Origin of the sequence: Streptomyces bacillaris (assembly GCF_003268675.1) — a bacterium.
In the GTDB taxonomy this organism is placed as follows: domain Bacteria; phylum Actinomycetota; class Actinomycetes; order Streptomycetales; family Streptomycetaceae; genus Streptomyces; species Streptomyces bacillaris.
In genome coordinates this window covers 1087173-1100867 of sequence record NZ_CP029378.1, presented here as the reverse complement: position 1 = coordinate 1100867, position 13695 = coordinate 1087173, and the positions used below count along the sequence as shown (strand labels likewise).

At 71.4% G+C, this 13695-nt stretch carries 13 protein-coding genes; 11 read left to right on the top strand and 2 right to left on the bottom strand.

Translation table 11 applies throughout. The features are described from left to right. The first annotated feature begins 32 nt into the window (after positions 1-32). Complete coding sequence (locus DJ476_RS04515) at positions 33-1247, top strand: cytochrome P450 family protein (protein ID WP_103417590.1); 1215 nt, start codon at positions 33-35, stop codon at positions 1245-1247. A gap of 13 nt (positions 1248-1260) precedes the next feature. Here DJ476_RS04515 and DJ476_RS04510 read toward each other — a convergent pair whose 3' ends face one another. Further along, positions 1261-2268, bottom strand: coding sequence for a Gfo/Idh/MocA family protein (locus tag DJ476_RS04510; protein ID WP_112489896.1), 1008 nt, complete (start codon positions 2266-2268; stop codon positions 1261-1263). Between the two features lie 98 nt (positions 2269-2366). Here DJ476_RS04510 and DJ476_RS04505 point away from each other — a divergent pair, with 98 nt between their 5' ends. The 10 genes from DJ476_RS04505 to DJ476_RS04460 all read left to right on the top strand — a co-directional run bounded on the left by DJ476_RS04505 (position 2367) and on the right by DJ476_RS04460 (position 12246). Further along, on the top strand, positions 2367-3128 hold the full coding sequence (locus DJ476_RS04505; RefSeq protein WP_103417592.1) for a GntR family transcriptional regulator: 762 nt from the start codon (positions 2367-2369) through the stop codon (positions 3126-3128). A 324-nt stretch (positions 3129-3452) separates the two neighbouring features. Next, on the top strand, positions 3453-4457 hold the full coding sequence (locus DJ476_RS04500; RefSeq protein WP_455907230.1) for a sugar ABC transporter substrate-binding protein: 1005 nt from the start codon (positions 3453-3455) through the stop codon (positions 4455-4457). After that, on the top strand, positions 4454-5509 hold the full coding sequence (locus DJ476_RS04495) for an ABC transporter permease (RefSeq protein WP_112489895.1): 1056 nt from the start codon (positions 4454-4456) through the stop codon (positions 5507-5509). The genes DJ476_RS04500 and DJ476_RS04495 overlap by 4 nt, the downstream gene beginning before the upstream one ends. Next, a complete protein-coding gene (locus DJ476_RS04490) occupies positions 5506-6351 on the top strand; it encodes an ATP-binding cassette domain-containing protein (RefSeq protein ID WP_112489894.1) in 846 nt (281 codons plus the stop codon). Before DJ476_RS04495 ends, DJ476_RS04490 begins: the two co-directional genes overlap by 4 nt. A 132-nt stretch (positions 6352-6483) precedes the next feature. Then, positions 6484-7650, top strand: a complete 1167-nt coding sequence (locus tag DJ476_RS04485) for an ROK family glucokinase (protein ID WP_070200016.1) — start codon at positions 6484-6486, stop codon at positions 7648-7650. A 231-nt stretch (positions 7651-7881) separates the two neighbouring features. After that, the gene (locus DJ476_RS04480; RefSeq protein WP_112492436.1) at positions 7882-8481 is read left to right on the top strand and encodes a hypothetical protein; all 600 of its coding nucleotides are present in this window, start codon (positions 7882-7884) and stop codon (positions 8479-8481) included. A 93-nt stretch (positions 8482-8574) separates the two neighbouring features. Beyond that, positions 8575-9858: a bifunctional 3-oxoadipate enol-lactonase/4-carboxymuconolactone decarboxylase PcaDC gene (gene pcaDC, locus DJ476_RS04475; RefSeq protein ID WP_112489893.1), complete on the top strand. Its 1284-nt coding sequence runs from the start codon at positions 8575-8577 to the stop codon at positions 9856-9858. 12 nt (positions 9859-9870) lie between these two features. Further along, positions 9871-10524, top strand: a complete 654-nt coding sequence (locus DJ476_RS04470) for an MBL fold metallo-hydrolase (protein WP_070200013.1) — start codon at positions 9871-9873, stop codon at positions 10522-10524. Positions 10525-10645: 121 nt separating this feature from the next. Continuing rightward, positions 10646-11425 (top strand): exodeoxyribonuclease III, encoded by a 780-nt coding sequence (locus DJ476_RS04465; protein ID WP_112489892.1) that lies wholly within the window; start codon positions 10646-10648, stop codon positions 11423-11425. A gap of 74 nt (positions 11426-11499) precedes the next feature. Beyond that, a complete protein-coding gene (locus tag DJ476_RS04460) occupies positions 11500-12246 on the top strand; it encodes a Clp protease N-terminal domain-containing protein (RefSeq protein ID WP_112489891.1) in 747 nt (248 codons plus the stop codon). A 151-nt stretch (positions 12247-12397) separates the two neighbouring features. Here the strand turns inward: DJ476_RS04460 and DJ476_RS04455 are convergent, their stop codons facing one another. Further along, the gene (locus DJ476_RS04455; protein ID WP_103417597.1) at positions 12398-13177 is read right to left on the bottom strand and encodes an SDR family NAD(P)-dependent oxidoreductase; all 780 of its coding nucleotides are present in this window, start codon (positions 13175-13177) and stop codon (positions 12398-12400) included. Between the last annotated feature and the right edge of the window lie 518 nt (positions 13178-13695).

The window sequence follows — 13695 nt, the reverse complement described above, 5'->3', positions numbered from 1 at the left end:
CGACTCCACAACTCCCACGGAAGGAGAACCCGTTGACCGCCGAAGCAACCACGGAGGCCGGGGGCCTGGTCGATCTGGCCGCGCTCGGTGACGACTTCACCCGCGACCCGTATCCGGTCTACGCCGCGTTACGGGCCAGGGGCCCGGTCCACCGGGTCCGTATCCCCGAAGGCAGCCACGCCTGGCTCGTCGTCGGGTACGAGGCCGGGCGGGCGCTCCTCGCCGACCGGCGGCTCTCCAAACAGTGGGCCAACGCCTCACCGGCGCTCGGTGTCACCAAGGTCTCCGCGGGCACCTCGATGCTCACCAGCGACACCCCCGACCACACCCGGCTGCGCCGACTCGTCGCCCGCGAGTTCACCCCGCGCCGGATGGAGCAACTCACCCCGCGCATCCAGGAGATGACCGACGAGCTGCTGGACCGGATGCTCGCCGCGCCGGACCGGCGGGCCGACCTCGTCGAGGCGCTCTCCTACCCGCTGCCGATGAACGTCATCTGCGAGCTGCTCGGCGTGCCGTTCCTGGACCGCACGGCCTTCCGCGAGTGGTCGGACCACGCGGTCTCCGCCGTCGACGTCACGAAGCGCGCCTCCTCCACCAAGGCGATGGCCGCCTATCTGACCGGGCTGCTCCGGGACAAACGGGCGCGGCCGGGCGACGACCTGCTGAGCGCGCTGATCCACACCGCCGACGAGGACGGCGACCGGCTCTCCGCCGACGAACTGATGGGCATGGCCTGGCTGTTGCTCGTCGCCGGCCATGAGACCACCGTCAACCTCATCACCAACGGCGTACTCAACCTGCTCACGCACCCGGACCAACTGGCGCTCCTCCGCGCGGACTTCGGGCTCATCGATGGCGCGGTGGAGGAGATCCTGCGCTTCGAGGGGCCCGTCGAGACACCGACGTACCGCTTCACGACCGAACCGATCGACGTCGGCGGCACGGTGATCCCCGGCGGCGGGGAACTGGTCCTCGTCGCGATGTCGGACGCCAACCGGGACCCGGCCCGCTACCCGGACGCCGCCCGCTTCGACATCACCCGGGACGCCCGGGGCCATATCGCCTTCGGGCACGGCATCCACTACTGCCTGGGCGCCCCGCTGGCCCGGATCGAGGCGAAGGCCGCCCTCCGCTCGCTGCTGGAGCGCTGCCCGGAGCTACGGCTCGCCGCCGACCCGGCCGCGCTCAGCTGGCGCACCGGCATCCTGATGCGCGGCCCGCTGAGCCTGCCGGTGACCTGGTAGGGGCCAAGAGACCTCACCCGCCCGGGATCTCCGCCATCGCCACCGGGCGGCGTTCGCGGCGGGAGACCTCGCAGGCCTCGGCGATCCGCAGCGCGTGCAGGGCCTCCCGCCCGTCGCACGGGTTGGCCAGCTCGCCCCGGACCACCCGGAGGAAGGCGTCCAGCTCCGCCTCGTACGCCGGGGCGAACCGCTCCAGGAACCCCGGCCACGGCTTCGGCGGAGCGCCCGGGCCGTCCGGCTCGGCCGAGGTCAGCGGCGTACGGTCGTCGAGGCCGACGGCCAGCTGGTCCAGCTCCCCGGCCAGCTCCATGCGGACGTCGTAGCCGGCCCCGTTGCAGCGGGTCGCGGTGGCGGTGGCGAGGGTGCCGTCGTCCAGGGTGAGCAGGACGGCGGCGGTGTCCACGTCCCCCGCCTCCCGGAACATCGCGGGCCCGGCGTCCGACCCGGTGGCGTACACCTCGCGCACCTCGCGGCCCGTCACCCACCGCAGGATGTCGAAGTCGTGGACCAGGCAGTCCCGGTAGAGCCCGCCGGAGAGCGGGAGGTAGGCGGCGGGCGGGGGAGCGGGGTCGGAGGTGGTGGCCCGCACGGTGTGCAGCCGCCCGAGCCGCCCCTCCCGTACCGCGACCCTCGCCGCCGCGTACCCCGCGTCGAAGCGGCGCATGAACCCCAGTTGGAGGACGCTGCCCGCCGCCTCGACCTCCGCGATGGCGCCGAGCGTGCCGGGCAGGTCCAGGGCGATCGGCTTCTCGCAGAACGCGGGCAGCCCGGCCCGGGCGGCGCGGGCGATGAGGGGGGCGTGGGCGGCGGTCGCCGAACAGATCACCAGCGCGTCGGGGAGGCCTCCGCCGGTGAACATCGCGTCCCCCGTGACGGCGGTGGCCCCGGTCCGGGTGGCCACAGCGGCGGCGCGCTCCGGATCCGCGTCCGTCACCAGGAGGGAGCCCACGGCCGGATGACGGCTCAGCACCTCCGCGTGGAAGGTGCCGATACGTCCCGTTCCGATGAGTCCGATGCGCATGGCCCCAAGGTGACGGCGGTCCGGTCATCATGTCAAGCATTTGTCCGGACAAATGCTCGACCATGGCTTTGTCCGGACAATCGAACTAGGCTCGGCCCGTGACCGTACAAGGAGCCGATCAGCCGCAGCCCCTGCCGCTGAGCGTGGACCGCACCAGCCCGGTGCCGCTCTACTTCCAGCTCGCGCAGCAACTGGAGGCCGCCGTCGAACAGGGCCGGCTGGCCCCCGGCACCCTGCTCGGCAACGAGATCGACCTCGCTCACCGCCTCGGCCTCTCCCGCCCCACGGTCCGCCAGGCCATCCAGTCGCTCGTCGACAAAGGGCTGATGGTCCGCCGTCGGGGTGTCGGCACCCAGGTCGTGCACAGCCAGGTCCGCCGCCCGCTGGAGCTGAGCTCGCTCTACGACGACCTGGAGGCGGCCGGCCAGCGCCCCGCCACCAAGGTCCTGCGCGCCACGACGGAACCGGCCACCGCCGAGATCGCCGCCGCGCTCGGCCTCCCCGAGGGCACGGAGGTCCACCTCGTCGAGCGGCTGCGCTACGCCCACGACGAGCCGATGGCCCTCCTGCGCAACCACCTCCCCCCGGACCTGCTCGACCTCCGGGCCCCGGAGCTGGAGACCACCGGCCTCTACCGGCTGATGCGGGCCTCGGGCATCACCCTGCACAGCGCCCGCCAGTCGGTGGGCGCCCGGGCCGCGACGGCGGGGGAGGCCCGGGCCCTGGCGGAGGAGCCGGGGGCGCCGCTGCTGACGATGGAGCGCACGACGTACGACGACACGGGCCGCGCGGTGGAGTTCGCGTCCCACGTCTACCGGGCCTCGCGCTACACGTTCACTTTCCAGCTCCTGTCGCGCTGATTCAGCCCGCTCGACGTCGACTCATCCCGTCCCGGGGGGCAAATCCAGCCCGTCCGGCGTTTGAGGACGGAACCCTTGCGCCGGTGGGCCCGCAGGCCATAGAACCCTAGGGCACGGGCCCCCGAGGGCGACCGCCCCCCACGGCGGCGGTTCCGTCCACAAAAGCCGGACGGGCTGGGGTGGGCGAACCCCGCACGGGCTGGGGCGCCGGGCGCGCCCGGCAGCCGCTCGGGGATACTGGGCAGCCGGCCCGGGGCCGTACGCTCCCCGGCCCGGTCAAGCGCACAGCGACGAGCAGCGGAAGAAAAAGAAGAAGGGCACGGCGTGGCAAGGGTTCGGACAGGGGTACGCGCGCTGGGCGCCGTCCTGGCAGTGGCGCTGGCAGCCGCGGGATGCAGCAGCACCGGCGGCAAGCGGGCGGAAGAGCGCGCCGCCGCGGCCGCCGAGGGGCGGGCCGCAGTGAACACGCCCCGCTGGACCTTCGCCATGGTCACCCACTCGGGCGACGGCGACACCTTCTGGGACATCGTCCAGAAGGGCGCCGAGCAGGCGGCCGTCAAGGACAACATCAACTTCCTCTACTCGCACAACGACGAGGGCAACCAGCAGGCCCAGCTCGTCCAGACCGCGATCGACAAGAAGGTCGACGGGCTGATCGTCTCGCTGGCCAAGCCGGACGCGATGAAGGCCGTGGTCGCCAAGGCCGTCAAGGCGGGCATCCCGGTCGTCACCGTGAACTCCGGCTCCGCCGAGTCCAAGGAGTTCGGGGCGCTCACCCACATCGGCCAGGACGAGGCGATCGCCGGTGAGGCCGTCGGCGACGAGCTGAACGAACGCGGCCGCAAGAAGGCGCTCTGCGTCCTGCACGAGCAGGGCAACGTGGGCCACGAGCAGCGCTGCGCCGGGGCGAAGAAGACCTTCGACGGCACGCTGCAGAACCTGTACGTCGACGGCACCAACATGCCCGACGTCACCGCGTCCATCGAGGCCAAGCTCCAGTCCGACAAGAGCATCGACGCGGTCGTCACCCTCGGCGCCCCCTTCGCGGACGCCGCCGTGCAGGCCAAGCAGACGGCGGGCAGCAAGGCCGAGATCAACACCTTCGACCTGAACGCCAAGGTCGCCACCGGCCTCCAGACCGAGAAGCTCGGCTTCGCCGTCGACCAGCAGCCCTACCTCCAGGGGTACCAGGCCGTCGACCTGCTCTGGCTCTACCGCTACAACCGCAACGTCCTCGGCGGCGGCCAGCCCGTCCTCACCGGCCCGCAGATCATCACGGCCGCCGACGCCGACGCCCTGGCCGACTACACCAAGCGGGGCACCCGATGAGCGGCTCCACCGCCGCCCCCGGAAAGCCCGCGGATGCCGACGAGCGCCTCGTGCACACCTCGCCGCTGCGCAAGCTGCTCGGCCGCCCCGAGCTGGGTTCGGTCGTCGGCGCGGTGGCCGTCTTCGTCTTCTTCGCGATCGTCGCGGACAGCTTCCTCCAGGCCTCCAGCCTCGGCACCGTGCTGTACGCGGCCTCGGTCCTCGGCATCATGGCCGCCCCGGTCGCGCTGCTGATGATCGGCGGCGAGTTCGACCTCTCCGCCGGGGTCCTGGTGACCAGCTCCGCGCTGATCTCGTCGATGTTCAGCTACCAGATGACGGCCAACGTCTGGGTCGGCGTCCTCGTGTCGCTGCTGGTCACGCTCGCCATCGGCGCGTTCAACGGGTTCATGCTGACCCGCACCAAGCTGCCCAGCTTCATCATCACGCTCGGCACGTTCCTGATGCTCACCGGCCTCAACCTCGGCTTCACCAAGCTGATCAGCGGCACGGTCTCCACCAAGGCCATCGGGGACATGGAGGGCTTCGACTCCGCCCACGCCCTGTTCGCCTCCACGCTGACCATCGGCGGCGTCGAGTTCAAGGTGACGATCCTGTGGTGGATCGCGCTCGTCGCGCTCGCCACCTGGATCCTGCTCCGGACCCGCTTCGGCAACTGGATCTTCGCCGTCGGCGGCGAGGCCGACGCCGCCCGCGCGGTCGGCGTCCCCGTCATCCGTACGAAGATCGGGCTCTACCTCGGCGTCGCCTTCGCCGCCTGGATCTCCGGACAGCACCTGCTCTTCAGCTACGACGTCGTCCAGTCCGGCGAAGGCGTCGGCAACGAGCTGACGTACATCATCGCGGCCGTCATCGGCGGCTGCCTGATCACCGGAGGCTACGGCTCCGCGATCGGCTCGGCGGTCGGTGCCTTCATCTTCGGCATGACCAGCAAGGGCATCGTGTACGCCGAGTGGAACCCGGACTGGTTCAAGTTCTTCCTGGGAGCGATGCTGCTCCTGGCCACCCTGCTCAACGCGTGGGTGCGCAAGCGCGCGGAGGCGACAACATGACGGCCACGTCCGAGAAGAGCGCGGGCCCCCTGGTCGAGCTGGACGACGTGTCCAAGTTCTACGGCAACATCAAGGCCCTGGAACACGTCTCGCTGGAGGTCCACGCGGGCGAGATCACCTGTGTGCTCGGGGACAACGGCGCCGGGAAGTCCACCCTCATCAAGATCATCGCGGGGCTGCACCGGCACGACGCCGGACGGTTCCTGATCGATGGCGAGGAGACCACGCTCGCCAACCCGCGCGACGCCCTGGACCGGGGCATCGCCACCGTCTACCAGGACCTCGCCGTCGTCCCGCTCATGCCGGTCTGGCGGAACTTCTTCCTCGGCTCCGAGCCCACCACCGGCGTCGGCCCCTTCAAGGGCCTCGACGTCCGGAAGATGCGCGAGACGACCCGTACGGAACTGCTCCGCATGGGCATCGACCTGCGCGACGTCGACCAGCCCATCGGCACGCTCTCCGGCGGGGAGCGCCAGTGCGTGGCCATCGCCCGCGCCGTCTACTTCGGCGCCAAGGTCCTCGTCCTCGACGAGCCGACCGCCGCCCTCGGCGTCAAGCAGTCCGGCGTCGTCCTCAAGTACGTCGCCGCCGCCCGGGACGCCGGGCTCGGCGTGGTCCTCATCACGCACAACCCGCACCACGCCCACCTCGTCGGCGACCGGTTCGTCCTCCTCAAGCGCGGGGCGATGTCCGGCAGCCACACCAAGGACGACGTCACGCTCGACGAGCTGACCCGGCAGATGGCGGGCGGCAGCGAGCTGGAGGAGCTGAGCCACGAACTGGAGCGGACCCCGGCCCCCACCCTGCCGGGCACCTCCGTCGCCACCGAGGAAGGATCCTGACCGGCGACCCGCCCCGGCGCGGCCGACCCCGGGCGACGGGTCCCGGGGTCCGGCAGTGGCAGAATCGAGCCCGGCGGGCGCCGTCCGCCGCCGGGCGCGAGAGCCGGCCGGCCCCCAGACCCCGCAGGGACGATGAGCACGTACCGCGACTTCGCACACCGCGGCTCCGCCCGCGCCACCGTCCTCAAGACCGTCGGCACCAAGGAACGCCGCTCGCACCTCTCCGCTCCCCGTGTCCCCACGGTCGGGATCGACATCGGCGGTACGAAGGTGATGGCGGGCGTCGTCGACGCCGACGGCAACATCCTGGAGAAGGTCCGCACCGAGACCCCCGACAAGTCCAAGAGCCCCAAGGTCGTCGAGGACACCATCGTCGAACTGGTCCTGGACCTCTCCGACCGCCACGACGTCCACGCGGTCGGCATCGGCGCGGCGGGCTGGGTGGACGCGGACCGCTCGAAGGTCCTCTTCGCCCCCCACCTCGCCTGGCGCGACGAGCCCCTGCGCGACGCCATCGCCTCCCGTCTCGTCGTCCCCGTCATGGTCGACAACGACGCGAACACGGCCGCCTGGGCGGAGTGGCGCTTCGGCGCCGGGCGCGGGGAGGACCACCTCGTCATGATCACGCTCGGTACGGGGATCGGCGGCGCGATCCTGGAGGACGGCCAGGTCAAGCGCGGCAAGTACGGGGTCGCCGGTGAGTTCGGCCACATGCAGGTCGTGCCCTCGGGCCACCGCTGCCCCTGCGGCAACCGGGGCTGCTGGGAGCAGTACAGCTCCGGCAACGCCCTGGTCCGCGAGGCCAGGGAGCTGGCCGCCGCCGACTCCCCGGTCGCGCACTATCTGCTGGACCGGGTGAAGGGGAACGTCTCCGACATCACCGGCCCCCTCATCACCGAACTGGCCCGCGAGGGCGATGCGATGTGCATCGAACTCCTCCAGGACATCGGCCAGTGGCTCGGCGTCGGCATCGCCAACCTGGCCGCCGCGCTCGACCCGTCCTGCTTCGTCATCGGAGGCGGGGTCAGCGCCGCCGACGACCTCCTGATCAACCCCGCCCGGGACGCCTTCAAACGCCACCTCACCGGCCGCGGCTACCGCCCCGAGGCGAAGATCGCCAAGGCCCAGCTGGGCCCCGAAGCCGGTATGGTCGGCGCCGCGGACCTGGCCCGGCTGGTCGCCCGCCGCTTCCGCCGGGCCAACCGGCGGCGCGTCGAGCGGTACGAGCGGTACGCCCAGATCTACGACCAGGCGGCGAGCACCATCCGCAACACCCGGTCGACCCGGACGGTCGACTGAACCGCCACCCCCGGCCATGACGACAGCGGCCACCGCAGAACCGCGGCCGCGCGCCCGGCGTCTCCGCCTCCGTACCCCACCGTTACGGGGAGCGGCCCCCGATTCCGTACGCTCGAAGTCGCCCGGTAAAGAAGTCGCCCGTAAAGAAGACACCCCCCGACGTACGGGAAACAGCCCCCGACCCCGACCCGTACGCGAACCCCGCTCCGCAGCACGAGGGACCACTTGATCATGATCGCAGCCGACCACCCCGTGGTGCCGTCGCCCCTGTCCGACGGGCCGGGCGACGGTGAAGGAAAGCCGCCCGAGAGCCGTCGGCGGGTCTTCCGGCGGCGGTTCATCACCGCCACGATCATCGTGCTGCTGATCGGCATCCCGGCCGGCTACCTGCTGATCTCCGCGGGCCAGAGCCGCCGCTCCGGCAAGGACAAGGAAGCCGCGGCCGCCGCGGTCGGGCTCCGCGACGGCTGGCCCTCCAAGATGCAGCGCAGGATCTTCGAGATCCCTATCCCCGGCAACGCGGTCGGCGTCCAGTACTACGAGACCAACAACTGGAAAGCCAGCCGGATGTACGTGAAGTTCCGGACCACCTCCGGCGGGCTCGACCGGTTCCTGACCGGAATCGGCACCGGCCGCGCGGCGCTGGAGCCCGGTGCCGTCAACATCAACGCCCGGGACATCAACATCACCGGCTGGTACTTCAGTCCGAACGAGAACTGGGCGAGCACCACGCACCGCAACCAGAGGCCGCGCCCCACCCAGACCATCACGGTCAATATGACCGACCCGGCCAGCCCTGTCGTCTATGTCGTCTCGGCGGCGACGCCCTGACGTCGCACCCCTGACGTCGGCCTGCACCGGCGTCGGCTTCCCCCGGCGACCGGAGCCCCCGCCGGATATGGGAGCGTGGACAGGGTGAGTGAGATGGCGACTGAGACCCTGCAATACCGCTTCGACGGACCGGAAGACGCTCCCGTACTGGTGATCGGGCCCTCCCTCGGGACGACCTGGCACATGTGGGACCGCCAGATACCCGAGCTGGCCCAGCACTGGAGAGTCTTCCGCTACGACCTGCCCGGCCACGGCGGCGCCCCCGCCCGGCCGGCGTCCTCCGTGGCCGAGCTGGCGGACCGGCTGATCGCGACCCTGGACGGGCTGGGCGTGCAGCGGTTCGGCTACCTGGGCTGCTCGATCGCCGGGGCCGTCGGGACGGATCTGGCCCTGCGCCACCCGCACCGGGTGGCCTCGCTGGCGCTGGTCGCCTCGTCGCCCCGGTTCGGCACGGCCGACGAGTTCCGCCAGCGCGGGGTGATCGTGCGCACCAACGGCCTGGAGCCGATGGCCCGTACCGCCCCGGAACGCTGGTTCACCCCCGGCTTCGCCGCCTCGCAGCCCGCCATCGTCGAGTGGGCCGTACAGATGGTCCGTACCACCGACCCCGGCTGCTACATCGCGGCCTGCGAGGCGCTGGCCGCCTTCGACATCCGCGACCACCTGGGCCGGATCGGCGTCCCGACCCTCGTACTGGTCGGCGCGGAGGACCAGGTCACCGGACCCGCCGAGGCGCGCACCCTGGTCGCCGGGATACCCGACGCCCGCCTCGCGCTGGTCCCCGCCGCCTCCCACCTGGCCCCGGTCGAGCAGCCCGCCGCCGTGAGCGACCTGCTGCTGACCCACTTCTCCACCGCTTGGCAGGACGCGCCCACCACCGCCTCCGTACCGTCGCTCGTCCCCGGCCCGGCCACGCCCGCCCCCCTCGTGCCCGTGGCGCCCGTCGCCGAGATCGCCCCGGCGACCGACGCGCCCGAGGCCGCGGGCCCGCAGCCGGACAGCCGCCACGAACGCGGCACCAGGATGCGCCGCGAGGTCCTGGGGGACGCCCACGTCGACGCCGTGACCGCCGCCACCGACGCGTTCACCGAGGACTTCCAGGAGCTGGTCACCCGGTACGAGTGGGGCGAGGCATGGAGCCGGGACGGGCTCGACCGCCGTACCCGCAGCTGCGTCACGCTCACCGCGCTCGTCGCCTCCGGCCACCTGGAGGGCCTGGCCGCGCACACCCGCGCCGCCCTGCGCAACGGTCTGACACCCGCCGAGATCAAGGAAGTTCTGCTCCAGACCGCCGTCTACTGCGGCATCCCGGCAGCGGGCGCGGCCTTCGCGATCGCGCAGTCCGTCATCCAGGAGGAAACCACCCCGCCCGCGTAGCAGGATGGACCCATGAACGCATCGCCTCAGCCACTCACGCTCACCAAGAAGACCCACTCCTGCGTGCGGATCGAGAAGGAGGGGCGCGTCCTGGTCATCGACCCGGGCGGCTTCTCGGAGGACGACGCGGCCCTCGGCGCCGACGTCCTGCTCGTCACGCACGAGCACCCGGACCACTTCAACGAGGCCCGGCTGCGGGCGGGCCTGGAGGCGAACCCGGCGGCCGAGATCTGGACCCTGCGCAGCGTCGCCGACCAGCTCTCGGCAGCCTTCCCGGGCCGGGTGCACACGGTGGGCGACGGCGACGCGTTCGCGGCGGCCGGGTTCGACGTCACCGTGCACGGGGAGCTGCACGCGGTGATCCACCCGGACATCCCGCGGATCACCAACATCGGCTTCCTGGTGGACGGTTCGGTCTTCCACCCCGGTGACGCGCTGACCGTCCCGGACCGCGCCGTGGACACCCTGCTGCTCCCGGTGATGGCCCCCTGGAGCAAGATCTCCGAGGTCATCGACTACGTACGCGAGGTGAAGCCGCGCCGCGCGATCGACGTCCACGACGCCCTGCTCACCGATCTGGCACGGCCGATCTACGACAACCAGATCGGCGCCCTGGGCGGCGCGGACCACGGCCGGCTGGCCCCGGGCGGCGTCACGGAGCTGTGAGGGCCGGGCAGCGGTAGCCCCCCGGCCTTCCCTTCCCTTCCTTCTTGCCTCCCTCCCCGCCGTCCGTCGCCGGGCGGCGGGTTTTCGTCGGCTGTCAGTGGGAGCCGCTAGGTTGGGGGTCATGCGCATCGCCACCTGGAACGTCAATTCGATCACCGCCCGGCTGCCGAGGCTGCTGGCCTGGCTGGAGAGCAGCGGCACCGATGTGCTGTGCATCCAGGAGACCAAGTGCACGGCCGAGCAGTTCCCCGCCGAAGCCCTGCGCGAGGCGGGGTACGAGTCCGCCGTCAACGCCAACGGCCGGTGGAACGGGGTCGCGCTGCTCTCCCGGGTCGGCCTCACCGACGTCGTCACCGGACTGCCCGGCGGCCCGGACTACGACGGGGTCCAGGAGCCCCGCGCGATCTCCGCGACCTGCGGCCCGGTCCGCCTCTGGTCGGTCTACGTCCCCAACGGCCGGGAGGTGGAGCACGACCACTACACGTACAAGCTGGCCTGGCTGGAAGCCCTCCGCAAGGCCGTCGCACCCGAGGTGACGGGCCCGCTGCCCTTCGCCGTCCTGGGCGACTTCAACGTGGCCCCGACCGACGAGGACGTCTGGGACCCGGCGCTCTTCGAGGGCGCCACCCACGTCACCCCCGCCGAGCGCGCGGCCCTCGCCGCCCTGGAGGGGGAGGGCCTGGGCGAGGTGGTGCCCCGCCCCCTCAAGTACGACCGCGCGTACACCTTCTGGGACTACCGGGAGCTGCGCTTCCCCAAGAACAAGGGCATGCGGATCGACCTGACGTACGGCAACCCCGCCTTCACGGCCGCCGTCAAGGACAGCTACGTGGACCGCGAGGAGCGGAAGGGCAAGGGCGCGTCCGACCACGCGCCGGTGGTGGTGGACCTGGACCTCTGACGGAGCGGTCGAGCCGGAGCCTCGTGCGCAACCCAAGGTTGACGCTCCTGCAGGTGTCAACTTAGGGTTGACGCATGACGCAGCCACTTCCCGCGACGCCGTCCGTGCGCCTCGACGACTTGATCGAGGCCATCAAGAAGTCCAACCCCGACGCGTTGGAGCAGCTCTCCGGCGCGGTCATCGCCGCCGACCATCTCGGAGACGTGGCCGACCACCTCATCGGCCACTTCGTGGACCAGGCGCGCCGCTCGGGCGCGTCCTGGACCGACATCGGCCGCAGCATGGGGGTCACCCGTCAGGCCGCCCAGAAGCGCTTCGTCACGAAGAAGGGCGACGAAGCGTCCGACCTGGACCCGAGCCAGGGCTTCGGCCGCTTCACCCAGCGGGCCCGGAACGTCGTCATGGCCTCCCACAACGAGGCCAAGGCCGCCGGCCACGCCGAAATCGTCCCGGCCCACCTGACCATGGGACTCCTGGCCGAACCGGAAGCCATCGCGCTCCGCGTCATCACGGCCCGGGGCGTGACGCCCGAGGCTCTGCGCGCAGCTGCGGAAGCGGCCCTGCCGCCCGCCGCCGACGAGGTCCCCGAGCTGATCCCGTACGACGCGGACGCGCGCAAGGTCCTGGAGCTGACGTTCCGCGAGGCGCTGCGGCTCGGCCACAACTACGTGGGCACGGAGCACATCCTGCTGGCCCTGCTGGAGTTCGAGGCCGGCACCGGCGTCCTGACCGGCCTCGGCCTCACGAAGGAGGCGACATCGGCGGCGGTCGCGTCGGCGGTGGAGGAAGCGGCGGCAGCGCTCTGGCAGCAGAGTTCCTGAGGGCCGCTCCGGGGGAGGGGCGGCGGGCTTCCGGCCAACACGGAGCCCGCCGCCCGGCCGCTGTCGCGGACCTCGGCCGCTATCGCTCGGACTTCGGCGAACAGAGAACTCCCCGGCCCCAGTGACCAGGGAGAACTGCCGGGCCTCAGCCTCAGTGCGACGAGAACCCACCGTCCACGAACAACGCCTGCCCGGTGACGTACGAGGAGGAGGGCCCGGCCAGGAACACGGCGGCCCCCGCAAAGTCCTCCGCGAGCCCGTTGCGCCCGACGAAGGTACGGGCGGCGAGCGAGGCGACCTTCTCCGGATCGGAGGCGAGGTGCGCGTTGAGCGGGGTCAGCACGAACCCCGGCACCAGCGTGTTAACGGTGACGCCGTACGGGGACCATGCCTCGGCCTGCGACCGGGCCAGCGACTCCAGCCCACCCTTGGACACCCCGTACGCCCCGCTGTTCACGAAGGCACGGTGGGCCTGCTGCGAGCTGACATGGATGATCCGCCCGTACCCCCGCTCAGCCATCCCGGGCCCGAACCGCTGCCCGAGCAGGAAAGGTGCCTTGAGGTTCACCGCCATGGTGGTGTCCCACACGTCCTCACCGAGGTCGTCCATGGGCGGCCGCAGGTTGATCCCGGCACAGTTGACAAGAATGTCCGGCTCCCCAAAGGCGTCGACAGCCCCGTGGGCCGCGGTCCGCACACCTTCGGCGGTCCCGAGATCGGCACTGACCCAGGCGGCCCGGCACCCGTCCGCCTCCAGCTCTCCGACGGTGGCCATCAACTCGGCCTCCCGCCGAGCCACCACCACAACCTCGGCTCCGGCTCGGGCCAGCGCCCCGGCGATAGCCCGCCCGATCCCGGAACTGCCCCCGGTCACGACGGCGACCTTGCCGGCCAGCGAAAACAGCTCCGACACATACGTCTGCGCACTCATGCCCCAACCCTATTGACCCGCGCGGGTTTGGGTTCCGGACTCGTCGGCCTTGTGCGAACGATCTGGTGGGAACGCGCGGACATGGCAGCCGGACAAGTAGGGGGCTTAGCGGGTCCACTCCAGAGGTGGACGGAAGTTGGAAGGGGATCCCGGCGCTGTTCCGTCTACCGCCTATTGACATGTGGGCCGAAGATCCGGGTGGCCACTGTCTCGGCCAAGAGGCCGCCGAACGGGCGAGTAGCGGGCGCTGTCCGAGGTCTGTGCGCCCTGAGCTGTCCAAATCCGGACCGAGGGCAAGAGCGTGAATCTCTCACCGTGTCCGACAGCCTCTGGCCAGACGGGCCAAAGCCAAGCGGGTCGTGTCATGCTTTTCTCAGCATGACACGACCCGCTTCGTGACTCTTTCGGCGTGCCCTTGCGCGCTAGAGATCCGGAGGTTTGGTTCAGTCCGTCCTTCTCAGGGGGCCGAAGCGCGATGGGGTCATCGCGGTACCTTCATCCTCGTGCCACTCGCAATG

What these genes read in the sequence shown, in the direction of transcription:
- DJ476_RS04510 (WP_112489896.1), bottom strand. Translation starts at nt 2,268, where the DNA reads ATGCGCATCGGACTCATCGGAACGGGACGTATCGGCACCTTCCACGCG.
- DJ476_RS04495 (WP_112489895.1), top strand. Translation starts at nt 4,454, where the DNA reads ATGAGCGGCTCCACCGCCGCCCCCGGAAAGCCCGCGGATGCCGACGAG.
- DJ476_RS04490 (WP_112489894.1), top strand. Translation starts at nt 5,506, where the DNA reads ATGACGGCCACGTCCGAGAAGAGCGCGGGCCCCCTGGTCGAGCTGGAC.
- DJ476_RS04485 (WP_070200016.1), top strand. Translation starts at nt 6,484, where the DNA reads ATGAGCACGTACCGCGACTTCGCACACCGCGGCTCCGCCCGCGCCACC.
- DJ476_RS04480 (WP_112492436.1), top strand. Translation starts at nt 7,882, where the DNA reads ATGATCGCAGCCGACCACCCCGTGGTGCCGTCGCCCCTGTCCGACGGG.
- pcaDC (WP_112489893.1), top strand. Translation starts at nt 8,575, where the DNA reads ATGGCGACTGAGACCCTGCAATACCGCTTCGACGGACCGGAAGACGCT.
- DJ476_RS04470 (WP_070200013.1), top strand. Translation starts at nt 9,871, where the DNA reads ATGAACGCATCGCCTCAGCCACTCACGCTCACCAAGAAGACCCACTCC.
- DJ476_RS04465 (WP_112489892.1), top strand. Translation starts at nt 10,646, where the DNA reads ATGCGCATCGCCACCTGGAACGTCAATTCGATCACCGCCCGGCTGCCG.
- DJ476_RS04460 (WP_112489891.1), top strand. Translation starts at nt 11,500, where the DNA reads ATGACGCAGCCACTTCCCGCGACGCCGTCCGTGCGCCTCGACGACTTG.
- DJ476_RS04455 (WP_103417597.1), bottom strand. Translation starts at nt 13,177, where the DNA reads ATGAGTGCGCAGACGTATGTGTCGGAGCTGTTTTCGCTGGCCGGCAAG.